This is a genomic window from Clostridium ljungdahlii (assembly GCF_001636845.1).
GTDB classification, from domain to species: Bacteria; Bacillota; Clostridia; order Clostridiales; family Clostridiaceae; genus Clostridium_B; species Clostridium_B ljungdahlii_A.
The window spans coordinates 1-22,639 of record NZ_LITT01000006.1; the positions used below are offsets into that span (position 1 = coordinate 1).

A 22,639-nucleotide genomic window follows, 5' to 3' on the forward strand; every position below is an offset into this window, starting at 1 on the left:
TTAAGGGAATTGTACATATTTTTACGACCTATCGGTCTAAAAACTTACCATTACTTAAAATAAGTGTAAAAAGATACAATTCCAGTAAAAATAAAATTTTTACTGGAATTTAGGTGCTAAATCTCTGTATAAAAAATAAAAAGCTTGCATTTTATTAGTTTATATTATATAATAATTATCGTCTTAGGGGTATAGCTCAATTGGTAGAGTGCCGGTCTCCAAAACCGTAGGTTGTAGGTTCGAGACCTACTACCCCTGCCAGATATCAATGCTTTCACGATTTCGTGAAAGCATTTTTTATTCAATGCCCTCTCATAACTTCTGGTTAAATTCCTTGTATCGGTAGATTCACCTAATTCATTAGGAAAAACTAAATCGTTATTTACACATATATCCCAGCTTTTAAGCTTTTCTTCTTCTTCTAAAGTAAATATTTGAAAATCTTTTTTATCAGCTATTTTAGGTAGTATTACATTTTTACAAGGATTAATTATAATATATTTTTCTTTAACTGCGTGATTTAAGGCAGGTTTGAGCATTTTATTTATGCTGTTAAGGAGTATAAGAATATGTGGGATCATGTTGGAAAGTGCAGGCATTATAATTTTAAGGAGCTTAAGAGGCAGTTGCTTGGATGGAGTAATGGATAATTTATACTTTTTGATGCATTTTTGTATTAAATGGTGCTATTATGGTGTTAAAGGCTGATTTAATATATAAGAATGTTCATACAAATTGTAATCTAGAAGGAGGTTTAAATAATGGATTTTAGAATTACATTTGACCGAATACCAGAAACATTTGATAAATATAGACCCCGATATTGTGATGAACTCTTTACAGAAATTATTACTGTATCTGACTTAAATTCAAGCAAAGACGTACTTGAAATTGGTCCAGGGACAGGACAAGCAACAGAGCCTATTTTAAAAACTGGCTGTAATTATAAGGCAATTGAACTTGGGGAGAACTTTACAGAATTTATGAAAAACAAATATGGGACTTATAGTAATTTCGATATTGTAAATACCGATTTTGAAACATACAATTTTGAAAATCAAACATTTGATTTAATATATTCAGCAGCTACAATTCAATGGATACCTGAAGAAATAGCATTCTCAAAAATCTACAATATACTAAAACCTGGTGGCATTCTTGCAATGTTTATGACCCGTTCAGATGAGAAAAGTGCAAATGAAGAATTGTACAATAGAATAGCCGAGGTATATAAAGAACATTTTTTTGTTAAGAAGAGATATAATCGTAAAATGAAATATGATAATGTTGTGAATTATGGCTTTGTTAATTACAAATATAAAGACTGGAAAAAGGTAAGAACACTTAATGCTGATGAATATATTTCATATATTAGTACACATTGTGAGCATATAACTTTAGAAGAACCTTATAAGTCTAAATTTTACACGGGAGTAAGAAAGGCTATTATGGATACTGGCAATAAAATCATTATTAACGATACTATTCCATTATATCTTGCTCAAAAGCCACTATAAATTCTAATTTTAAGGTTGAGTAGTAGAGATTGTAATACAAATAGTAAATTTGTGGAGGAACAAGAAAATGATAAAAGACAGTTCAACCGAATGTTGGAATCAGGTGAATATAGACGAATGGATTGAAAAAGCCCAAACAAATGATTTTAGAATATATTACATAATGCCATACACATTAGAAAAACTTGGAGATGTCAAAGATAAATATATTCTTGATTTGGGATGTGGCGAAGGTGGTTATTCGAGAGCATTATCACATAAGGGAGCAATCGTTACGGCTGCTGACTGTTCAGAAGTTTTTATTGAGTACGCAAAAAATAAAGCAAAAGAAGAAGGTCTAAGGATTGAGCATTGTGTTCTTAATTCAAATACACTAAATGTAATTGACGACAATTATTACGATATAGTGCTTTGCTCGATGATGTTAATGGATGTTGAAGATTTGGATGGTACATTAAAGGAAATTCATCGTGTTTTAAAGCAAAATGGAAAGGTATTTATTTCTATATTGCATCCATGCTTCAAGGGCAAGGAAACTAAATGGATGTTAAATAATGAAAATATAGAGGTGCTTGTTTCTGATTATCATAATCCAAAAGAATGGATTGGAGAAATCAAAGGAATGAATGTTCCAATTTTATATAGACATAGGACTTTGTCAGATTATATAAAAGCGTTTGTCAAAAATGGTTTTAAATTAATTGATATGAACGAACCAATACCAACAGAAGAATACTCTCAAATGTCATCGAGAGTTGCTTGGTTGAAGAAAATACCGATGTATTTGTTTTTAGAATTAGAAAAATAATTTCAAATTTGTAAAGTTAAGTTAATTCACATTTTTCATATATTGTGAAGTGAAAATTATACAGACAAGTAGTAAATTTATAGTAGATATTATTTATATAATGTGAAAGGTGATGTTATATAATATGCTTGAATTAATACGGCGAAATGCAATATATGTAGATGGGTATAGAGAATACTGTCAAGAATTTTGGGATCATGATATCCGTTATTTTCGGCCCACAAATCCTGCATTGATTGATGAAACCTGGTTTGAAAGAACTAAAAGCTGGTATGATAAAAAAGAGATGGGATTGATTTCTGGCCAACCTGTAAGTTTTCATTACTGGGCGGTCGATGGTGATAATTTTGTTGGTGAATTCCAATTGAGGACAGAACTATCGGAGGAAGTTATGGCCGGAAAAGGAAGTATAGGCTATTCTGTTCGTGTAACCGAACAGGGAAAAGGTTATGGAACAGAAATATTAAGACAACAAGAAGTTAACAGATAAATGAAGTTTATTTTCTTTAATAGCTTAGAAGTTGAGAGAAATGTTAATAAACTAATATTTACAATATTATAAAGGAATTTTAGTTTTAATATTGAATATATTATTTACAATATCTTCAATCTACTTGAAACAAAATAACTTTTACTTAACACGAGAGCTTGGTTACTTGAAAGCAAATATATTATTATATATAAGATAAATACTAGTTTTCAGCGCTATTTATTATAAAAAACCTTACTATCTTATAATAAATATAGATTTACTTAACACTAAAGTTATTTTACTTGAAAGTAATATAGAGTTACTTGAAACAGAAAGGAGGAATCTTTTAAATGAATATTAAAATGCCAATAGAAGAAATAATAAAAATGGGAGAAGGCCAGTATTTTGATAGAAAGTCATCCAAAATACAAATAAATAAATTAGCAGAAACTTTAATTGCCTTTGCAAATGCAGATGGAGGTACTATAGCTATAGGAATTGAGGATGGAAAAATATTAGGTATAAATGGTCAGGGAAATATTAAGATAAATGATTTTATTCAATGCAGCTTTGATAAGTGTATACCACCTGTTAAAGCAAATTGTGAATTTGTAGATGTAATTGAGGATAATGGTAAATAAGATAGAATACTTCTTATTCACGTTGAGGCAAGTATAGATAAAGTACATAAAACTGCATCTGATGAAGTTTATTTAAGGGTTGGAGATGAAAATAAAAAGCTTAATTTCGAACAAAGATTAAATCTAGAATATGATAAAGGTGAAAAGCTTTCTGAAGATAAAATAATTACAGAATGTACAATGGAAGATTTAGATGAAACTGTACTTAAAAGTTATGCAGAATCAGTTAAATATATGAGTAAAGATTATGAAAAGCTCCTTTATGCAAGAGGACATAATTAATGCTGTTACTCATAGAGCGTATAATAACAGGGTGATGATATAAAAATATTTGTGTATGACGATAGGTTGGAAATAATAAGCCCAGGCAAGTTTCCCAATATAGTAAGTAAAGAAAATATAAAAGAAGTTTAATAGTGGGAGAAATAATCATAAAGACATGTTAGGAAAGAACCTTCAAAAGTTAAATACTTGGCATCTACAGAATTGAGACAAGCTAGATATGAAAGTACGTTTTCAAATAAAATCAGAATGTGGAAAGATAACCGGAACTTACTTATACATAATTTACGATATAAGCAATAATTAGAGATGTTAAGCAATATAGTGATAACAATTTTTAGGCTCTAATGAGCATTGAATAAGAGAGCTATAATTATGTCTAAGCCTAAAAAATATATGAAAAGAGATGAAAGTATGATTGCAGAAATAAAAGGAAAGATAAGCAGTACTGGCTCAAATCTTAATGATAGATTAGAAGATGATTTAACTGGAAATGTTTTTGGCAGCTTAAGATATATGTCATTTAATCACGGTTTAAAACAAATTCTTATTCAAGGGATATATCCTAGAAGTTTATCAAAGATTGTTGAGAATATTGATGAAGATGAGTGGAGCGAATTTATTAAATTTTGGCCTTATGATAAAGAAGGGGAGATTGATGCTTTAATAAAGTTTGAAAATACTATTATTGGTATTGAAGTAAAGTATCTTAGTGGCATTTCATCTGATGATGATATAGGCAATTCCCCAGACTTGGAAGGTGAATTTACGATAGATAATAATATTAAGAGCATAAACCAACTTTCACGTGAATCAAGAATTGTTTCACGGTCAGGTAATAATAAAAATAAGATACTACTATTTGTAGCAGATGGAGAAGCCTGCAGAGAAGTCTATAAAAATATTAAAGCTAGAAATATAATTGAAAATAATGTGAAATTTGCCTATATTTCATGGCAAGGCATTTTGCATGGTCTTGAAAATTTAAAAATAAATAATGTCTATGAAAAAGTCATAGTAAGTGATTTAAAAAATCTTTTAATAAAAAAAGGATTTGAAAGTTTTAAAGATTTTATAATTGATGGTAATGTAGAAGAAAAGTGGTATGACTTTTGTGCTGTAGAAAGAAATACTATTTCTTTTGATGTCAAGGAAACAATAGAGGAGGATTTATATTATGAATTCAGCTGAGAATATAAGAAACGCATTTAAGGTAGTAAATAAAACTTATGAGAACATAAATAAAATGATGAATTATTGTAAAACAATCGCAGATGAAGGAAACGAATATGTTGTTTCAGTTCCTAAGTTTTTAAGATGGAAATCTGATGCTGAAGTTGATGGATGGTTAATTAATGATTTTATAGTACTTTTTCAAAGTAAACATGATGAAGAATTAGAAAATGGATGGCGTAATGGGCCGATTTATGTGCTAGATATAGAGCTTAATTATGGTGATACTCCAAAGATATATATTTCAAAATTTGAATATAAGAATATAGAGAATTGGAGTAATGGATGTTCACCAACCAATCATTGGCGTTTTTATTGGCCGATAAGGAATATGGATGAGTTTGAGGATGTAAAGATTGATGATTACGAAATATGGACTCCTAAAAAAGGAAAGGAGTCAGTAGCAGATAGTTCTTATTGGGGGATAAAAAGAGCAGTATGTTACACTGAAGAATTGATAGATATAAATGCAGATAACATACAAGAAAAAATATTTGATAGATTTTTATGGCTTAAGGACAAGTAGGTGTCAATTAAATTAGTGAAGACTTTCAATAAAGTCTACTAATTATGTATTAATTTTGCGGAAATTGAATGATTTAAGGAAAAGTGAGAGTTTTTATAAGGAGTGAATATGAATCTATAAGCCAATTGACGTTGGGAGTGAGGATTTACTTGAATATAATTTTTCACAAAAATCACTAAGGATTGTTTCAATAATTATAGCTAAGTGGGATGGCTCACGACGGAAATCAGTAGATAGGTATTCCAAATTCTATAGTGATAAAAAAGAAAGTAGGATAAGTCAGTTCCCTAAAGAAAAATGAATTTGTATTTATGCATTTAGTGGTTTAAAGGATAATTCACGATAGTAATTAATGACGAATGATATAAAGAATAAGGCTGTTGGTAATAAAATCAATTTATGAGGTGTTAAAATGATGATAATATTTTTTGTGGGTACAATATTGATGTGCTTTTTAGTTGTCATTCTTGCAACTTGTTTTAATTTTAAGAAGGCAGACTATAATAATGGGCAAAAGAGAGAGACCATGATTGTACTTGGCTATCCTGCAAGAAAAGATGGGAGTATGTCAGCAATTTTACGAGAGCGAGTTTATAAAGCAGCAGAACTATATCACGAAGGAATCGCTGAAACTATTATTTGTACGGGTTCAGCTGTAGCTAATGATTATGTTGAAGCTGACGTTATGGCGCAATCCTTAATTGAATTAGGAGTACCTGATTGTAACATAATTCGTGAAAAAGAGGCAAAAGGAACATATGAAAATTTAATTAATTCGAAGTATATTATGCAGAATCGAAATCTAAAAACATCTATCATTGTATCCTCTCCGTGGCATTTGCGTAAAGCGAGTTTTTATGCAACTAAACTTAAAATGGATCATACAGTAGAAAAATCAAGTTTTCCCTATGAATACCCAATTATATTTATCGGTATTATTTATCTTTACATTTACACGCAGATGTTAATAAGGAGAAAATCCTATGAAAAAATAAATGGAAGTTAATTATTAACTTTTAAAAAATAATCTTAACACAATTGGTGAAAATATCTCCTTCTTACAAGAATTTGTTCAAGTAAAAGTTAATAATGTTCTTTATATTATTAATTTAGCATCAAAAGATTGTGAAAGTAAACAGGTAAATGATCTTACAAATCCCATAGCAACAACTATTTGGAAAACTTTGAATAGATAATATTAGATATAGTCTAATAAAAGATGTAGTCTAATTAATAACTAAAAAATGTTTGTATAAAGCTATCAATCTGGAATGTGATTAATTCTTGTCCAGGAAACTAATTTTTAAAATTGTTGAAAACGGTTGCACTTACTTGCACAATTGAAACGTTCTTTAATGGAACAAAAAGTATTATTAGCAATTGTAAATCAATACAAAAAATAATTTACAAATAAAGGGGGATCATTTTATGTCAAAACCAAATCTTATAATAATTGGAGGATTTTTAGGTGCAGGGAAAACGACTTCAATACTGAATTTAACGAAACTTCTACAAGAAACAAAAAATGTTGGGGTAATAACCAATGATCAGGGAACACAATTAGTAGATACAAGTTTTTTATCTAAAGAAGGCATTAATGTCATGGAAGTAACGGGAGGATGCTTCTGCTGCAATTTCGATTCTTTTTCAAAAAGGATTGATCAGATGATTGAAAAAAATAATCCAGATATTATAATAGGTGAACCAGTTGGAAGTTGTACAGATCTTATTGCAACTATTTACAGACCAATGAACAATTATTTTGCAAACAAATTTACACTTGCTCCACTGTCTGTTGTAGTTGATCCTAAAAAAGTTATGCAATTTCTTGGGAGCAAAGCACAGTCACTATATCCTGATGAAGTAAAATACCTTTTTCGTAAACAAATTGAAGAAGCTGATATAATTGTGCTAAACAAAATTGATCTAATGTCACAGCAGGAACTTGTTACCGTTGAGAATATCATTAAAAAGAATTTTCCTGAAAAAGAATTGGTAGAAATTTCAGCAAAAGAAAATATCAATATGGATTTATGGCTAGAGAAAATAGAGAAAACAAAACATAAAGATAATTTTACTATGGATGTAAATTATCAAACTTATGGTAGGGCAGAAGCATATCTTGGTTGGCTGAATACTTCTGCAGAACTTTTTTCTTCAGAAGTATTTGATATTAGTGCTTTTATAAGAGAATTTATGGAAGTCTTGAAAAGTAAATTTAATAATGAGAAACTTGAAATTGCTCATTTGAAGATATATGGGGTTTCTAATAATAAATATGTTAAAGCAGGTCTTACTGGATTGTCGGATGATATTAATTTTAATGGTCAAATTCTATTAATAGCTGGTAAGGCAAACATTATAATTAATGCAAGAATAAACGTTAATCCAGAAAGCCTAGAGGATTATGTAATTAGTGCGTTAAATAATTTTTCTGCTAAAAAGGATATAACTCTTAAAAATATAAAAACTGAATGTTTTATGCCAGGACAACCTAATCCAAAGTATAGGATGTCAAGCGAAGATGCAAAGAAATCTTTACTTACAAGGAGAAATAAATTATGGAATCTATAAAAAAATATATTGCAGAATTTATAGGAACATTTTTTCTGGTGTTTGTAGGAACAGGTGCCATAATAGTTGATGGAATTTCTAATAATTCAATTGGTCATCTAGGTGTTTCATTTGCTTTTGGATTAGTTATAACAGTTATGATATATGCTTGTGGACATATATCTGGTGCTCATTTTAATCCAGCTGTTACCATTGCATTTATTGCTAGTAAAGATTTTCCGTTAAATAATCTAATTCAATATTTAATAAGTCAATTGTTAGGAGCCATTTCAGCAAGTCTATTATTAAGATTGATTTTTGGAAATATATTTTATCTAGGAAGTACACTACCAACACTTCCCAAAGGTAACGCAGTGACAATCTCTTTTATTATGGAATTTGTTTTTACCTTCTGTCTTATGTTTGTCATAATGGGTGTAGCTACTGATTCTAGAGCAGAGGGTAGTTTTGCAGGAATAGCTATAGGCTTTACAGTTTTTTTGGGAGCACTTGTAGCAGGTCCTATATCTGGAGGTTCTTTTAATCCAGCACGATCTATTGGCCCAGCAGTTGTTTCGGGATGCCATAAGTATTTGTGGTTATATATTGTGTCACCTATACTTGGAGCAATATGTGCTTCAATGTGCTATAAATATCTTAAAAATTTTCACGATATAAGTGCAAAATCTTCTATTGATACAGTGCGATAGAGCTGATGATTAATACAGAAATGTTATGATTTACCGAACTACTCAAAGTATGAGATATTATATATCTAAAAAAATTGGGAGAATGGATAAAATGAAAAAAAATAAATTTATGGTTGTCAGTGGATGATATGCTCCCCTTAAATTAGACAGATTAAAAATAAAAGTCTGTTAATGGAAAGGGGGGAGCATATAAAAAAATTTATGGCTCTTTTATATGAAATAATATATCTTAAAAAAGTAAATTTTATTTGCATTTTTTAAGAAATTGATTAATGGTATGTTGTTCCTTTTTTCTATCACTATTTAATCTTCCAATTCTATCGCATAAGCCTAACAAAGCCACTTCGTGGATATCTGTGTGCTCTTTCATGCCCTGTATATCTGCAAAGGGCAAATTATTTACTACAAAGAGTATCTGCATATGGTACTTGATAAGTTCGCAAACTTCTTCAATGAAGTTTGTATCTTCTGTGAAAAACAGTAAAAACTCTTTTGATAGAGCTGCTCCAACCTTGTCATGTTCATAGGAGGTTATTTTACCATTTCTATCCTTGGTTGTAGAAGGCTTTCCAATATCATGAAGCAGTGCCGCCCACATAAATACTTTTTGATTTTTACTTTTTGATTTTACATTTGCTGCTTCGTCTACGACAAGTAGAGTATGATTCCAAACAGTACCTTCTGGATGGTATTTTGGTGATTGTTTTGTAATATTGAGTTTGTACAGCATATCAAAGGGATACTGCTGAAATAATGGATCATTATAGAGTTCCTTCAAATAATCTGATGGTTTGGAATCATTCAGCAGGTGATACTCAATATTCAGATACAATCTATTTAAATTCATCATCTCTTAGTGTTGGAGCCTAATGCTTCTTTTTTTGTATTATGATTTTGATTTTGGCTATCACTATGAGTAGAATTAACGGCATTGCTTAGTTTTTCTTGTATGTTTTTGGATTTTATGTTTTCATTTTTTTACTTTTAGACATATCCTTCACCTCTCTAATCAGTATTCCAATATGAAAAAAATTTATTCTAATGTGAAACCTTTAGAAAAGAGGGTAACATTTATCACAGATTATATAAGTGTTTTATAATATAATACTTATATAATCTGTGATATTTAGTGATGTTTAGGGGAGGGTTAATTATGGGTCTTATGAAATTAAAATTTAAAGGCACAAATAAGGAAAGTTGGTTAAAAAGAATAATAAAAGTGGAAAAAGAATTTGAACAAAGTAAACCTGGACATTGTAATGATTATTCTACTAAAGCTTGTTTAAGATGTGGAAGATGCTGGAATAGCCCTTCTAAATAAATTAGTTGACTGTCTTCGGTATATTCCACAATATAGGAAAATATTAAATGTTTGACATACAGATTGGCAGAGCTTATACTTATATAGGATTTTTAACATAATGTAGACTAAATTTGATAATTATGAAAAAATAAAAAGGAGCAGAATACTCTTTTTATTAACAAACAATTTATATGAGGATGTGACTTATGCCAAGATTGAGAAAAACAAAAAGAATTAAGAAAAATAAAAAATTTAAGGCTATAACTTTAATTTGTTTTATACTAATAATTTTAGTTGCTTCTTTTTGCAACTATAAATTTCACTTTCGAAAAAAATTGACTAGTTCTATAGAAGTATCATCTTATGCAAATTCTCATAAAAGTAAAAAGACTCAGGATGCCATACCTAAAAATGCATTAAATTCAATTCCTGAAACTACTGATTCCCAAAATAAAGATTTGAGGAAGTTTCCATATCCCTACAGTTCTATGCTTGCAATATGTTCTGATATTGATGATGGAACATTGGAAGAATTTAAAACGTATCATAAATTTTTAAATACCAGATCTGAGACATCATATGGACAAGGATTAGGATTAGACATTGGAGATTCCTTCTGGATGTATATGGGTGATAACAGCAACTCTGTAGTTGATGTTCATGGAAGACATAATGTGAAAAGTATAATGACATTTTTTAATGGGACAAGTCAAACTGAAAAACATAATGCTGATGAAATAACTCACTATATTAGGTCAGGATGGATAGATTGTATCCATACTTTTGGAGACTTTTCAACTGAAAATCAAAGAGGTACTCTTTTTAATAGAAATTTGGCTGAAAATGCATGGAATGTTTTGAATTCTGAAAACTTAAAACCAACGGTATGGATAAACCATGGTAATAAAGCTAATAAGCAAAATTTTGGTGCATATGGTACTGGAAATTTTATGAGTTATCAACAAGGGGACAACCCTAAATCACCTTATTATCATACAGATATAACTTTAAAAAGCGGTATTAAATATGTTTGGGATTCATGGTCAGATCACAAATTTGGACACGATTATCCACTCTATGAAATTTCATTGAGAGATGGAAAAAAAGTGTGGGGATTTCATAGGTATACAAATGATTTAGTAAATAATAAAATAGATTGGATCTGGACTCCAAAATATATTCACAGGCAGCTTACGAAAGCCAATCTTGATAGTATAGTAAATAATAAACAATACAGTATAGTGGCACAACACTTGGGTATTGACACCGAAGATTTATTTACACAAGATAATATAAGTTCACTGAAACTATTGAAAGAATATCAGGACAATAATAAAATAATTGTTGCGAAGACTTCCAGAGTTTTAAACTATGCCAATAGTCATAAGTACTTAACCTATCAGAAATTAACTCAAAACGGCAAAACTTATGTTAACATAACCTCTATAAGTGATCCTATATTTGGAATATATATTCCTACAATTGATGATATAAGAGGAATTACTTTTTATTGCGATAATCCTAAAAATACAGTGTTATTAATAAATGAATCTAAGATAGGTGATGACAATTTAAAAGTAAACCCTAAGGATGAAACAGGCAAAGCAAGTATATCTATAAAGTGGTTTAAACCGAATTACAAAGATTATACGCAGCAATGAAGTTTTAAAAAAATTTTTGTATATAATTTTAATTTTATTTAAAGTGCACATAAAATAGTCCATATTTTAAGTTAAAGTATGGACTATTTTCTATTAACACAGATATTGAGTATAATTGATTTAGTATTATGTTTTTGATACACTTAACATAAATAAACAAAAATAAATAATAGGAATTAATTAAATTGAGTATTAATTAGTTTTATTTACTATTATCATAAAGCTACTTTAATGTATTCCAACGAAAAATAGAAATATTGGAGTTATATATCAGGATTATTTGCTATTTCCTAATTTGCCCGTTAGAGAAATATTTAATCATCCTAAATCAAAGTATGTGGAAGATTTTATAGATCATGGTCTGTGATTAAAATGTTTTAACAGAAGGGAGACGTTACAAGTGTATATTTCAGATGAACTTATTGACAAGTTTATTAAAGAAGATGTTCCTTATATTGACTTAACTACTTTAGTTTTAGAAATTGGTAATAAAAAAGGCAAGATACAATTTTTTTCAAGGGAAGAGGCAGTGATATGCGGAACGGAAGAAGCTGCGAGAATATTTCATAAATTAAATATAGAATTGATAAAAATAAAATCTTCCGGAAGTTTAATAAAGAAAAATGAGGTCTTTCTTGAAGGTAAGGGCATCGCCAGTGATTTACATATGGCATGGAAAATCTGCCAAAATATTATTGACTACAGTTCTGGCATTGCTACTAAAACAAGGAAATTAGTTGATAAGGCAGCTAATATAAATCCAGATGTTTCTGTTATAACTACAAGGAAAAACATACCTGGTACTAAAGAATTAGCTATAAAAGCAATTGTTTCAGGAGGAGGCTTTCCTCATAGATTAGGTTTATCGGAGACTGTATTGATTTTTAAACAGCATTTAAATTTTTTAGGTGGTATTCATGAATTAGCTAAGATGATTAAGAAAATTAAAGGTAAGGTCTGTGAAAAGAAAGTAATAGCTGAAGTTGATTCACTAGAAGATGCAGTTGAACTTTGTAAAAATGGAATTGATGGAATTCAATTTGATAAGGTTCCCTGCGATAAATTAAAAGAAAATGTAAGTATTCTAAGAGATATTAATCCATCTATGGTTATATTGGCTGCCGGTGGAATTAATGAAAGCAATATTGAGGATTATGTTGAAACAGGAATCGATGCTATTGTAACAACCTGTGTTTATTATGCAAAACCTATTGATATAGGATGCAAAATAGAACCTATTGAAGAATATACACGAGGGTGGTGAAAAGAATGAATATAAACTTTTTTTCTGATTTGTGGAGCATTTCAAAGAAATCGTATGATATGGAAGAAAAATTTTGGGATGAAAGGGCTGAAGAGTTTAATAGCAAAGACATAGAGGAAAACGAGAGTAGAGATTTTATCTCTATACTAGAATTTATTGAAGCAAGTAAAAATAATAAATTTAAGAACGTATTGGATATAGGATGTGGCACGGGATTTTATTCTAGAAAGTTTTCAGAAATATCTGAATGCGTTACTGCTGTAGATATTTCTGAAAATATGTTGAAGTATGCCAAAAAAAATTTAAAGGAAAAGTGCAGAGACAATGTAAAATTTGTAAAAAAGGCATGGCCAGACTTAAGTTTAGAAGAATTTAAATGGAAAGAAAAATTTGATTTGGTTTTTGCATCTATGACACCAGCTGTAGATAGCTGTGAAGATCTTATAAAAATGATTGATTGTGGTACAAACTTGTATTTTTTAAGTGGATTTGTGGAGAGAAAAGACAGCTTAAAAAATGAGATTTCTGAGATGATTTTAGGATGCCATAATGATAAACCCTACGGGAATAAAATGTACAGTGCCCTTAATATACTATGGAATATGGGCTATTATCCAAAGGTAAGTTATGTAGATTCAGATTGGAGTAAAAGTCAGCCTGTAGATAAATTTTACAAAAAGTGTTTACTTAATTTTGGAAGAAAAAAGCCTTTAACAGAAGAAGATAAAGTTTTAATTAGAGATTACATAGAAAATAAGGCAGTAAATGGAATTGTAGAAGAAAAGGTAACTTCTAAAGTAGCATGGTTTTGCTGGAGAAAATAGCAGCGATGTATAAAACAAATAAAAATTGGTAAAATTGAAAGAAAAAATATATGGAAAGTATATATGAAGAAAAAAGCAAGTGACTAAAAAATAGCATGTTAAAAATGTCCTTTTTTAAAGATATTCTTGACATGCTTTATAATTTCACAGGTTATAATGATTTGATTAAAACAGCTGAACTTTATTTATATAGAATAATTAATCAATTTTGTTTAATACATCAGCTATAAATTTCTCTTTTCCAATTCTATCCATAACTGCTGAAATTCTTTCACCTTTATTGCCGGTTTGTCTATAATATTCCATAATGGTATCGACAACTGATACTATTTCTTCTTTTTTAAATATCTTTCCAAGTGAATCTCCAATTCTCATTCCTCTTCCAAATCTTCCACCAACAAATATTTCTGCACCCTTTTCTTTAGCAGTAACAGCATTACTGTTGCATACTCGTACACATTCACCACATTCTACACATAAATTTTTATTATGAACTATTTTTTTATCTACTAGCTGTAATGCTTTTTGTCGGCAATTTGTTACGCAAAGTCCGCAGCCAACACAATTATCCGAATTAAATTTAGGTACACATCTTCCCATAACTCCGATATCATTTATATTAGCTTTTCCACAGTTATTAGCACATCCAACTATTCCTATTTTACATTTATGTGGAGTATCAGTTCCAAAGTATTTGCGGTCTAATTCTCTGCAAATTGCTTGAGTGTCAATATTACCATGGAGGCATACGGTTCCTTTACAAGAAATTAAAGGTCTTACTTTTTGGCCTGTACCGCCGTGGCGCAGCCCTAAAGCTTTAGCTTCTTGAATTACTTTTTCTGCATCTTCATCCTTGATCCATGGAACTTCAATTTGAAGTCTTGTTGTAAGTCCTGAATATCCTCGTCCATATTTTTCTGCAATTTTGTTAATGTTGTTTAATTCTTCTACCGTGAAATTGCCGGCTTTACTTAAAAATCTTACGGAATAATGTTCTTTGTCATTTTGTAATAAAAATCCTAATGCTTTCATTTCTTTTTGTCTGCTTGCACTAACCATAATGATTATACATCTCCTTTAAAATTATCATTCATTTTTAATAAGATTGCCATAATAATAAGAAATGCCTTATCTTTGTGTTTTATTTGTTTAGAATTACTACTTGTTTTCATAATATCACTTGTGATTAAATAAAGAAATATATATTAAGTCAAAGTTTTATATGCGCGAAAGTTGAGTTATAAATATTTACTGACATATACTTAAAAAATTCCCATTATAAAATGTTGAACGCCAAGTGAAGTAAGTGCTAAAACTATCCAGCATGTAAAGCCTAATAAAATTGGACTTAAACCATTTTTTACAAGCTTTACAATATTGGTATTTAATCCCACAGATACCATTGCCATTACAATAATAAATTTTCCTGCCTGTGATAAAAATGTAGTAAATACAGCTGGTAATGGAATAAATGTGCTAATTACTGATGCAGCTACAAAACCAAGTACGAACCAGGGAAATATTTTACTTAGACTATAAGATCCTTCTTTATTTTTAGCTTCCTTCTTAGAAGTGTAAATAGCCAGCACCAGTGTAATTGGAACAATAGCCAGGGTTCTTGTAAGTTTTACTATGACTGCAAGATTGCCTGCTGCGTTGCTGTAGGAATAACCAGCGGCTACTACAGACGAAGTATCGTTAACAGCTGTTCCAGCCCAAAGACCAAAGCATTGATTACTCATGCCAAATAAATGTCCGAGAAATGGAAATAAAAAGGCTGCAATGGCATTAAAAAGAAATATGGTTGATATAGAATGGGCAACTTCTTGTTCATTTGCGTTAATAACAGGAGCTGTTGCTGCAATAGCTGAACCACCACATATGGAAGAACCAACACCTATTAAAGTTGCCGTTTTCCCATTTATTTTTAATAATTTACCTACAATATAAGCAGTAATAAATGCTGCTGTTAGTGTGAAAGTCATTAAAAGAATTGTTTGTTTTCCTACTTTAAAAACATTAAAAAGATTCATGCCAAAACCCATAAGGATAATGGAGTATTGTAGTAATTTTTTTGCAGTATAGGTTATACCTTCGTTAAAATAGCTTGGCCTTTTCCAAAATGCTAAAACCATTCCAAATAAAATTCCGAGCACAGGGCTTCCTATAATAGGAAAAGCATTTCCAAGTAGCCATGCTGGAATAGCTATAATTAGTGCAAGAATAATTCCTGATACTTTATTAGTTATTGTTTTCAAGTTATCTCCCCCTATCTGCAATTCATAATACACCTTGACATTATATAAGTAAAATATTATTATTTAATGAATATAATAAGTATATACTAATGTGTAAGGAGAATATTATGACTTTAAGACATTTTAAAATATTTGTTGCTGTATGTGACAAAATGAATATGACTAAGGCTTCTGAAACACTTTTTATGTCTCAGTCAGCAGTTAGTCAGGCAATTTCTGAACTTGAAAGTCACTATGGCATACGACTTTTTGAACGGCTTTCAAGAAAACTTTATCTGACTCAGGCAGGAGAAAAACTGATGAGTTATGCTAGGTATATTATCAAATTAAATACAGAATTAGAAAGTGATATGAAAACTTTGTATAAAAATGGTTCTATCCGTATTGGTGCAAGTGTTACTGTTGGGGCTTATGTTTTACCTAAATTTGTTTCACATTTTCAAAAAGCATATCCAGAGACTGATATACAAGTGTATGAAGAAAATACTACAAAAATTGAAAAAATGCTTCTTCACGATGAAATTGACATAGGTCTTGTAGAAGGAGAAACGACAAATTCAGACATTTTAAACAAACCATTTATGGATGATGAATTGATACTTATTTGTGGAGCTTGCCACAGATTTGCAAAACTTCCTTATGTGGAACCTTGCGAACTTCAAAAAGAAAAATTTATTATTCGTGAAAAAGGAAGTGGAACTCGTAAGACATTTGAAGATAAAATGATAGAAAATCAATTAACATGGAAGGCTACCTGGATATGTAATAATACTGATACCATAAAAATTGCAGTTGCAGAAGGATTGGGAGTGTCGGTTATTTCTAGAAATTCAGTGATAAATGAATTATCCTCTGGTACCCTTTGCGAAATACCTGTTAAAGGTATTAAATTTAAAAGAAAGTTTAAAATCATATATCACAAAAACAAATATTTAACAGAAACAATGAAATGTTTTATAGATTTATGCACAATAAAGTGCTAAAGGTATCAATGAATTTTACTTAGTGGGAAAAGCAGCAATCTTGAATTAATGATTGTGATATTGTGCAGGCTACTAATAATAAAAAGGAGTGTAGATTATAATGTATGATTTTGAAAAAATGAGTATTCCTAAATTAGAAAAAAAAATTGCAGAACTTAAAGACTTTCTTGAAGACATAGAAGAAGAAAAATCACTTGTACTAGGACAGAGAGGCATTCATTTATCCAGTGCTACAGTAGGAAAATATGAAGCAGAGATAGAACAAATAAATAAACGCATTAATGAGTTAGAAGAATTATTGCGGAAAAAACGCTGTGATTGATATTTTGTTTTAAATAGAAAAATGAGTAGTATAATTGGCATTTGATAATAATTATAAATGGAGTTATTATATAAGTAGCAAATGCTAATTATAAATTTAGGAGATGATTTCATGTCAGAATGTAATTCATGCCCATCTAATGGGGGATGTGATAAGGATAAGCAGAAATGTATGATTGAAAATAATCCTTTAAACAAAGTAAAAAAAATTATTGGTGTTATGAGTGGAAAAGGTGGAGTAGGAAAATCTTCAATTTCAGTTCTTATTGCAAAACGTTTAAAGGAACTGGGATATAGTACAGGAATCTTAGATGCAGATATAACAGGCCCAAGTGTACCAAGGCTTGTTGGACTAAAAGATAAAAAAGTTATTTCAGATGGAGAACTAATGCATCCTGTAGATACAGATGATGGTATAAAGGTTATGTCTCTAAATTTATTAGTGGACAATGAAAATGATCCTGTCATTTGGAGAGGACCGATGATTGGGGGTGTAGTTAAACAATTTTGGACGGATGTACTATGGGGAGAACTTGATTATTTAGTTATTGATATGCCTCCAGGAACAAGTGATGTTGCACTGACAGTTATGCAGTCTATTCCCATAAATGGAATAGTTATGGTATCTGTTCCCCAGGATTTAGTTTCAATGATAGTTTCAAAAGCTGTAAATATGGCAAGAGCAATTGATATTGATGTATTAGGTGTTATTGAAAATATGAGTTACATAACTTGCCCGGATTGCGGTAAAAAAATAAAACTATTTAATGGAGAAAGTACAACTAAGTTTTTAGAAGAAATGAATTTGAAGCTTTTAGGAGAAATTCCTGTTTTAAATAGCGTAGGTAATTTATCAGACCCTACATATAAAGATGAAGATGAAGACCTTGAAAAAGTTTTTTATCCTATCGTTGATAACGTAATGAAGGGTTTAGAAAAATAAAGACAAACACTTATAAATGAATTATAAATTACCCGTAAACGTTTTTGTAACTATGGGTAGATTTTTAGGCATATCCTGATGGAATTGATTTAAATAAAATAGTTTAAAAAGGATATGGAATGAGTTACTATGAGATGAAAATATTTAGTAGAAAAACCCTGCATATGCATTTTAAATGTTTTAATTGTAATAGTATAATTGATATAGATAGTCAAAGTTCAAACTTTGATTATCTGGGAATAAATAAAAAAATAGAAGCAGAAAATGACTTAGAACTCTTTTTATAGTATTATGTAGTAAATGCAGGGAGGAGTTAAAATGCCAAGACCAACAAAATTTAGAAGAGTAGAGTTTTTCCCAGAAAATACTTATTTTGTACCTTTGGGAAAACGTAAGTGTGAGATTGATGAAACAGTTTTAAAAGTAGAAGAATTAGAAGCTATGAGGCTAAAGGATATTGAGGAATTGAATCAAGAAGAGTGTGCGAAAAAAATGCAGGTATCCAGGCAAACTTTTCAAAACATTATAGATAGTGCCAGAAAAAAAGTGGCTGTCGCCTTAACAGAAGGAAATGCTATAAGAATAAATGGTGGAAACTATACAACAAACTATTGCAAATTTAAATGTTTGCATTGTGGCAATATATATGAAATAAAATATGAACAGAATAGATATACTTGTCCTAATTGTGGGTCAGAAAGAGTTATATGTAATAAAAAGGCGAAATTTTGTAAGAAATGGTGTAGAAATATGAAGAATGATAATAACGTCTAATTATGGAAAAACTATTTGAAAGTATTGCAAATAAGATTAAAAATGTTATAATGAAAATAGCATATGACAAAAATGGAGGGAAAGTTTATGAAAATAGCATTACCTAATAACGGAAATATGGTTAACCAACATTTTGGTATGAGTCAGAGTTTTGTAATTGTGACTGTTGAGAATAATAAAATTGGAAATGTTGAAGAAGTACCTACAGTTCAGTTAGCTCATCAACATGAGGGACTTGCAAATTTACTAGTAAAACATAATGTTGATTTAGTAATAACTGGAGGTATTGGCGGAGGAGCTTTGATGGGATTGCAGCAGTGTGGACTCAAAGTAATAAAAGGAGCATCTGGAGAATACAGAGATGTTGTTCAAAGTTATATTGACGGAAAATTAGAAGATAAAAATGAACTTTGCAATCACCATTGCGAGCACTAAACAAAAATAGAGTTTCTAAACGAAAATCAACTTATACAGATCATGTAGAAGTTGATTTTTTGTTTAGAGACTTTTTAAGAAAATATTGAGGAACAGTCTATCCAGCAGCAGGTTCAGCAGGAAAATTCAAATAAAATTTTATAAAAGCAGGAAAGATGAGTTCTAATATAGAATAACATAAATATAAATATTTACTAAGATGTAGAAAGAGGTGTTTGCCATGACAAAAACTAAAATATTAATACCTTTAGATGGAACTGACAGGAGTATGCATTCTCTTGATCTATTGAAAAAAATGTTTAAAAGTGATGAAGTAGAAGTTACACTCATGAATATTTCAGAAATAGTTATAGTAAATGATATGGTGATTACGGATAAAGTTGATAGAGCACGTGAAACAGGGGAGTTTGTTTTAAACAGGGGAGAAAAAGAACTTCAGGGATATACTGTAAACAAGTTTTTTGATTTTGGATATGCTGGAGATGAAATATTAAAAAAAGCTTCACAGGATAATTTCGACATTATAATAATGACTAAGTCTACTAAAAAGGGATTAGCTAGAATGGTTGGTTCTGTTACTAGTAAAGTTGTTAAAAATTCACCAAAGATAGTCATAATAGTTCCAGAATAGTTTAATTTAAAAATTGGATTAAATTCCCAGATGCTTGTTAAATATATACCAAACTAGTATAGATATTTTTTTAAATATTAGATTTTAGCAATATCAGCTTGCCTAAAAAAGTTAAAAAATTTTTTTAACTTTTTTAAAAAAATCCTTTTCAAGTTATACATTGTTATGGTAATATGTAATTGAAGAAGTTATATAGTAATATTGTAAACGTTTCTTAATTTTTTTTACATCCATGTAATGCTTAAAAAGCCAAAATATGTCACATACAATTGTATATTTCAAATAACAATATTTATTTTCTCATTAAATTCACAAATAATTTATTAATAATATCAATAACCAGGATTATACTTAAATGGATGTTTATTTTTTAACATTTTTATAGTAAATATATTTATTTTATGTAGTAAAAAGGTTATAATTATAATTGTATTTATTACAATTAATTAAAATAAAAAAATAGGGTTTTAGGTAAAATTAAGTTATTTTAAGAAGTAATTACAACAAAAATTGAAGTTATTTCTTTAAGGAGGGAATTATTAAAATGGAAGAAAAAGCAAAGTCAATTGATCAGGCTACTTTACAACTATTGGACAAGGCAAAAAAAGATGGAGTAAGAACTGCTTTGGATAGAAAAGCAGACATGAAGGTACAATGTGGGTTTGGTTCAGCAGGAGTTTGCTGTAGAATTTGTGCCATGGGTCCCTGTAGAGTAAGTCCAGTTCCAGGAAAAGGCGTTGAAAGAGGTATATGTGGTGCGACAGCAGATGTAATTGTATCTAGAAACTTTGCAAGAATGGTTGCAGGAGGTACTGCAGCACACTTAGATCATGGTAGAAGTATAGCACTTAGTTTGTATCGTACTAGTAAAGATGGAGATATAAAAGTTAAAGATGAAGATAAATTAAAAAGAGTTGCAAAGAGATTTAATGTTGAAACTGAGGGCAGAGACATATACGATGTAGCTCATGATGTAGCAAAAGAAGGATTAAGTAATTATGGTAGACAGCTTGGAGAAGTTTATTTACCACCTTCTTTACCAGAAAAGAGAAAAGAATTGTGGAGAAAATTAGGTGTATTTCCAAGAGCAGTTGATAGAGAAATAGCAGCAGTTATGCACTCAACTCATATGGGATGTAATGCAGATGCAGAAGCTATGATTAAAATGTCTATGAGATGCTCACTAACTGATGGATGGATGGGTTCATTCATGGGAACAGAATTTAGCGATATAATGTTTGGAACACCTCATTCCGTTGATACAGAGGCAAATCTTGGAGTACTTGAAAAGAATTCTGTAAATGTAGTTTTACATGGACATGAACCACTTCTTTCAGAAATGATAGTAGAAGCAGCATCAGATCCAGAACTAATTGAACTTGCTAAATCAGTAGGTGCTGATGGAATAAACTTATGTGGAATGTGCTGTACTGGAAATGAAGTTTCCATGAGACATGGCATTAAAATAGCAGGAAACTTTATGCAGCAGGAATTGGCTGTAGTTACAGGGGCAGTAGATGGACTTATAGTTGATGTACAGTGTATTATGCCAGCACTAGCAAAATTGTCCAAGTCATATCATACTAAGTTTATAACAACTTCACCAAAGGCACACATCACAGATTCAATTTATATGGAATTTGATGAAGAAAGCCCACTTGATTCTGCTAAGAAGATTTTAAAGGAAGCAATACTTAACTTTAAAAATAGAGATCAGAGCAAAGTAATGATTCCTCAATTAAAATCAAAGGGAATTGTTGGATATAGTGTTGAAGAAATTATAAATAAATTAGACAAGGTTGTAAATACACAAATAGGACCAATGCAAACTGTAAAACCTTTGGCAGATGTTTTAACATCAGGAGTATTAAGAGGTGCAGCAGCTGTAGTTGGTTGTAATAATCCTAAAACGGTACATGATTATAACCACATTGAAACTATAAAGGGATTAATAAAGAATGATGTAATTGTTGTTGTTACAGGATGTGCAGCTCAGGCAGCAGCAAAATATGGCTTATTACAAAAAGAAGCAGCAGAAAAATATGCAGGACCAGGATTAGCTACTGTATGTAAGCTTGTAGATATACCACCTGTACTTCATATGGGTTCTTGTATTGATATAAGTCGTATATTAGATTTGGTTGGAAAAGTTGCTAATTTGCTGGGCACTGACATGAGTGACCTTCCAGTTGCAGGTATAGCACCAGAATGGATGTCAGAAAAAGCTGTAGCAATAGCCACTTATGTAGTAACTTCAGGTATAGATACTTGGCTTGAAGTAACACCTCCAGTAACAGGCGGTCCAGAAGTTGTTGATATTCTTACTAATAAGATGGAAGACTGGGTAGGAGCTAAGTTCTTTATAGAAACAGATCCTCATAAAGCAGTTGAACAGATTGTAAATAGGATGAATGAAAAACGTAAAAAATTAGGTATCTAATAATAAAGACAAGCAATTGCCATGCCAAAATTAAAATGGCTTAAAAGCTAATTTTAATTT

The 22,639-nt window shown here is 30.2% G+C and carries 25 protein-coding genes and 1 tRNA gene; 23 read left to right on the forward strand and 3 right to left on the reverse strand.

The annotated features are described in order from the left end of the window. Positions 1-185: 185 nt before the first annotated feature. The 11 genes from WY13_RS03095 to WY13_RS03140 all read left to right on the forward strand — a co-directional run bounded on the left by WY13_RS03095 (position 186) and on the right by WY13_RS03140 (position 8,742). A tRNA-Trp gene (locus WY13_RS03095) sits at positions 186-261 on the forward strand. Between the two features lie 500 nt (positions 262-761). Further along, a complete protein-coding gene (locus WY13_RS03100; RefSeq protein WP_063554251.1) occupies positions 762-1,517 on the forward strand; it encodes a class I SAM-dependent methyltransferase in 756 nt (251 codons plus the stop codon). Positions 1,518-1,566: 49 nt separating this feature from the next. Next, on the forward strand, positions 1,567-2,325 hold the full coding sequence (locus WY13_RS03105; protein ID WP_242866315.1) for a class I SAM-dependent methyltransferase: 759 nt from the start codon (positions 1,567-1,569) through the stop codon (positions 2,323-2,325). A 124-nt stretch (positions 2,326-2,449) separates the two neighbouring features. Then, entirely contained in the window at positions 2,450-2,815 is a 366-nt protein-coding gene (locus WY13_RS03110; RefSeq protein ID WP_063554253.1) for a GNAT family N-acetyltransferase, read from the forward strand. 332 nt (positions 2,816-3,147) lie between these two features. Beyond that, entirely contained in the window at positions 3,148-3,438 is a 291-nt protein-coding gene (locus WY13_RS03115; protein WP_063554254.1) for an AlbA family DNA-binding domain-containing protein, read from the forward strand. Between the two features lie 333 nt (positions 3,439-3,771). Continuing rightward, the gene (locus WY13_RS22260; protein ID WP_431602429.1) at positions 3,772-3,852 is read left to right on the forward strand and encodes an ATP-binding protein; all 81 of its coding nucleotides are present in this window, start codon (positions 3,772-3,774) and stop codon (positions 3,850-3,852) included. Positions 3,853-4,095: 243 nt separating this feature from the next. Further along, positions 4,096-4,911 carry a hypothetical protein gene (locus WY13_RS03120; protein ID WP_063554255.1) on the forward strand — a complete coding sequence of 272 codons (816 nt, stop codon included), beginning with the start codon at positions 4,096-4,098 and terminating at the stop codon, positions 4,909-4,911. Beyond that, positions 4,898-5,479 carry a hypothetical protein gene (locus WY13_RS03125; RefSeq protein WP_063554256.1) on the forward strand — a complete coding sequence of 194 codons (582 nt, stop codon included), beginning with the start codon at positions 4,898-4,900 and terminating at the stop codon, positions 5,477-5,479. The genes WY13_RS03120 and WY13_RS03125 overlap by 14 nt, the downstream gene beginning before the upstream one ends. 412 nt (positions 5,480-5,891) lie before the next feature. Then, complete coding sequence (locus WY13_RS03130) at positions 5,892-6,485, forward strand: YdcF family protein (protein WP_063554257.1); 594 nt, start codon at positions 5,892-5,894, stop codon at positions 6,483-6,485. A 422-nt stretch (positions 6,486-6,907) separates the two neighbouring features. Then, on the forward strand, positions 6,908-8,053 hold the full coding sequence (locus WY13_RS03135; protein ID WP_063554258.1) for a GTP-binding protein: 1,146 nt from the start codon (positions 6,908-6,910) through the stop codon (positions 8,051-8,053). Then, a complete protein-coding gene (locus WY13_RS03140) occupies positions 8,041-8,742 on the forward strand; it encodes an MIP/aquaporin family protein (RefSeq protein ID WP_063554259.1) in 702 nt (233 codons plus the stop codon). The genes WY13_RS03135 and WY13_RS03140 overlap by 13 nt, the downstream gene beginning before the upstream one ends. A gap of 244 nt (positions 8,743-8,986) precedes the next feature. Here WY13_RS03140 and WY13_RS03145 read toward each other — a convergent pair whose 3' ends face one another. Continuing rightward, on the reverse strand, positions 8,987-9,592 hold the full coding sequence (locus WY13_RS03145) for an HDIG domain-containing metalloprotein (protein ID WP_063554260.1): 606 nt from the start codon (positions 9,590-9,592) through the stop codon (positions 8,987-8,989). 303 nt (positions 9,593-9,895) lie between these two features. On the opposite strand from WY13_RS03145, the gene WY13_RS21295 reads away from it, so the two are divergent. The 4 genes from WY13_RS21295 (at position 9,896) to WY13_RS03160 (ending at position 13,794) form a co-directional block, all read left to right on the forward strand. Beyond that, positions 9,896-10,063, forward strand: coding sequence for a hypothetical protein (locus WY13_RS21295; RefSeq protein WP_192844980.1), 168 nt, complete (start codon positions 9,896-9,898; stop codon positions 10,061-10,063). 188 nt (positions 10,064-10,251) lie between these two features. Then, complete coding sequence (locus WY13_RS03150; protein WP_063554261.1) at positions 10,252-11,706, forward strand: hypothetical protein; 1,455 nt, start codon at positions 10,252-10,254, stop codon at positions 11,704-11,706. Between the two features lie 400 nt (positions 11,707-12,106). Next, the gene (gene modD / locus WY13_RS03155) at positions 12,107-12,970 is read left to right on the forward strand and encodes a ModD protein (RefSeq protein WP_063554262.1); all 864 of its coding nucleotides are present in this window, start codon (positions 12,107-12,109) and stop codon (positions 12,968-12,970) included. 5 nt (positions 12,971-12,975) lie between these two features. Next, entirely contained in the window at positions 12,976-13,794 is an 819-nt protein-coding gene (locus tag WY13_RS03160) for a class I SAM-dependent methyltransferase (protein ID WP_063554263.1), read from the forward strand. A gap of 198 nt (positions 13,795-13,992) precedes the next feature. Here WY13_RS03160 and WY13_RS03165 read toward each other — a convergent pair whose 3' ends face one another. Together WY13_RS03165 and WY13_RS03170 are read right to left on the reverse strand one after the other, a co-directional pair. Then, positions 13,993-14,853 (reverse strand): 4Fe-4S binding protein, encoded by an 861-nt coding sequence (locus WY13_RS03165; protein WP_063554264.1) that lies wholly within the window; start codon positions 14,851-14,853, stop codon positions 13,993-13,995. Between the two features lie 203 nt (positions 14,854-15,056). Continuing rightward, positions 15,057-16,052: a YeiH family protein gene (locus WY13_RS03170; RefSeq protein WP_063554265.1), complete on the reverse strand. Its 996-nt coding sequence runs from the start codon at positions 16,050-16,052 to the stop codon at positions 15,057-15,059. Positions 16,053-16,159: 107 nt separating this feature from the next. Here WY13_RS03170 and WY13_RS03175 point away from each other — a divergent pair, with 107 nt between their 5' ends. From WY13_RS03175 to cooS, 8 genes are all read left to right on the forward strand, one after another. Further along, positions 16,160-17,035: a LysR family transcriptional regulator gene (locus WY13_RS03175; RefSeq protein WP_063554266.1), complete on the forward strand. Its 876-nt coding sequence runs from the start codon at positions 16,160-16,162 to the stop codon at positions 17,033-17,035. A 100-nt stretch (positions 17,036-17,135) separates the two neighbouring features. After that, complete coding sequence (locus WY13_RS03180; RefSeq protein ID WP_063554267.1) at positions 17,136-17,357, forward strand: hypothetical protein; 222 nt, start codon at positions 17,136-17,138, stop codon at positions 17,355-17,357. A gap of 111 nt (positions 17,358-17,468) precedes the next feature. Then, the gene (locus WY13_RS03185) at positions 17,469-18,299 is read left to right on the forward strand and encodes an Mrp/NBP35 family ATP-binding protein (protein WP_063554268.1); all 831 of its coding nucleotides are present in this window, start codon (positions 17,469-17,471) and stop codon (positions 18,297-18,299) included. Between the two features lie 134 nt (positions 18,300-18,433). Beyond that, on the forward strand, positions 18,434-18,586 hold the full coding sequence (locus WY13_RS03190) for a hypothetical protein (RefSeq protein ID WP_242866316.1): 153 nt from the start codon (positions 18,434-18,436) through the stop codon (positions 18,584-18,586). Between the two features lie 31 nt (positions 18,587-18,617). Beyond that, positions 18,618-19,073: a DUF134 domain-containing protein gene (locus WY13_RS03195; protein WP_063554269.1), complete on the forward strand. Its 456-nt coding sequence runs from the start codon at positions 18,618-18,620 to the stop codon at positions 19,071-19,073. A gap of 87 nt (positions 19,074-19,160) precedes the next feature. Next, positions 19,161-19,508: a NifB/NifX family molybdenum-iron cluster-binding protein gene (locus WY13_RS03200; RefSeq protein WP_063554270.1), complete on the forward strand. Its 348-nt coding sequence runs from the start codon at positions 19,161-19,163 to the stop codon at positions 19,506-19,508. A 220-nt stretch (positions 19,509-19,728) separates the two neighbouring features. Next, positions 19,729-20,139, forward strand: coding sequence for a universal stress protein (locus WY13_RS03205; protein ID WP_063554271.1), 411 nt, complete (start codon positions 19,729-19,731; stop codon positions 20,137-20,139). Positions 20,140-20,683: 544 nt separating this feature from the next. After that, entirely contained in the window at positions 20,684-22,579 is a 1,896-nt protein-coding gene (gene cooS, locus WY13_RS03210) for an anaerobic carbon-monoxide dehydrogenase catalytic subunit (protein WP_063554272.1), read from the forward strand. The last annotated feature ends 60 nt before the right edge of the window (positions 22,580-22,639 follow it).

Bases quoted from the DNA above. Each gene is read 5' to 3' on its own strand.
- WY13_RS03100 (WP_063554251.1), top strand. From the start codon at position 762: ATGGATTTTAGAATTACATTTGACCGAATACCAGAAACATTTGATAAA.
- WY13_RS03110 (WP_063554253.1), top strand. From the start codon at position 2,450: ATGCTTGAATTAATACGGCGAAATGCAATATATGTAGATGGGTATAGA.
- WY13_RS03115 (WP_063554254.1), top strand. From the start codon at position 3,148: ATGAATATTAAAATGCCAATAGAAGAAATAATAAAAATGGGAGAAGGC.
- WY13_RS03120 (WP_063554255.1), top strand. From the start codon at position 4,096: ATGTCTAAGCCTAAAAAATATATGAAAAGAGATGAAAGTATGATTGCA.
- WY13_RS03125 (WP_063554256.1), top strand. From the start codon at position 4,898: ATGAATTCAGCTGAGAATATAAGAAACGCATTTAAGGTAGTAAATAAA.
- WY13_RS03130 (WP_063554257.1), top strand. From the start codon at position 5,892: ATGATGATAATATTTTTTGTGGGTACAATATTGATGTGCTTTTTAGTT.
- WY13_RS03135 (WP_063554258.1), top strand. From the start codon at position 6,908: ATGTCAAAACCAAATCTTATAATAATTGGAGGATTTTTAGGTGCAGGG.
- WY13_RS03140 (WP_063554259.1), top strand. From the start codon at position 8,041: ATGGAATCTATAAAAAAATATATTGCAGAATTTATAGGAACATTTTTT.
- WY13_RS03145 (WP_063554260.1), bottom strand. From the start codon at position 9,592: ATGATGAATTTAAATAGATTGTATCTGAATATTGAGTATCACCTGCTG.
- WY13_RS21295 (WP_192844980.1), top strand. From the start codon at position 9,896: ATGGGTCTTATGAAATTAAAATTTAAAGGCACAAATAAGGAAAGTTGG.
- WY13_RS03150 (WP_063554261.1), top strand. From the start codon at position 10,252: ATGCCAAGATTGAGAAAAACAAAAAGAATTAAGAAAAATAAAAAATTT.
- WY13_RS03160 (WP_063554263.1), top strand. From the start codon at position 12,976: ATGAATATAAACTTTTTTTCTGATTTGTGGAGCATTTCAAAGAAATCG.
- WY13_RS03165 (WP_063554264.1), bottom strand. From the start codon at position 14,853: ATGGTTAGTGCAAGCAGACAAAAAGAAATGAAAGCATTAGGATTTTTA.
- WY13_RS03175 (WP_063554266.1), top strand. From the start codon at position 16,160: ATGACTTTAAGACATTTTAAAATATTTGTTGCTGTATGTGACAAAATG.
- WY13_RS03180 (WP_063554267.1), top strand. From the start codon at position 17,136: ATGTATGATTTTGAAAAAATGAGTATTCCTAAATTAGAAAAAAAAATT.
- WY13_RS03185 (WP_063554268.1), top strand. From the start codon at position 17,469: ATGTCAGAATGTAATTCATGCCCATCTAATGGGGGATGTGATAAGGAT.
- WY13_RS03190 (WP_242866316.1), top strand. From the start codon at position 18,434: ATGAAAATATTTAGTAGAAAAACCCTGCATATGCATTTTAAATGTTTT.
- WY13_RS03195 (WP_063554269.1), top strand. From the start codon at position 18,618: ATGCCAAGACCAACAAAATTTAGAAGAGTAGAGTTTTTCCCAGAAAAT.
- WY13_RS03200 (WP_063554270.1), top strand. From the start codon at position 19,161: ATGAAAATAGCATTACCTAATAACGGAAATATGGTTAACCAACATTTT.
- WY13_RS03205 (WP_063554271.1), top strand. From the start codon at position 19,729: ATGACAAAAACTAAAATATTAATACCTTTAGATGGAACTGACAGGAGT.
- cooS (WP_063554272.1), top strand. From the start codon at position 20,684: ATGGAAGAAAAAGCAAAGTCAATTGATCAGGCTACTTTACAACTATTG.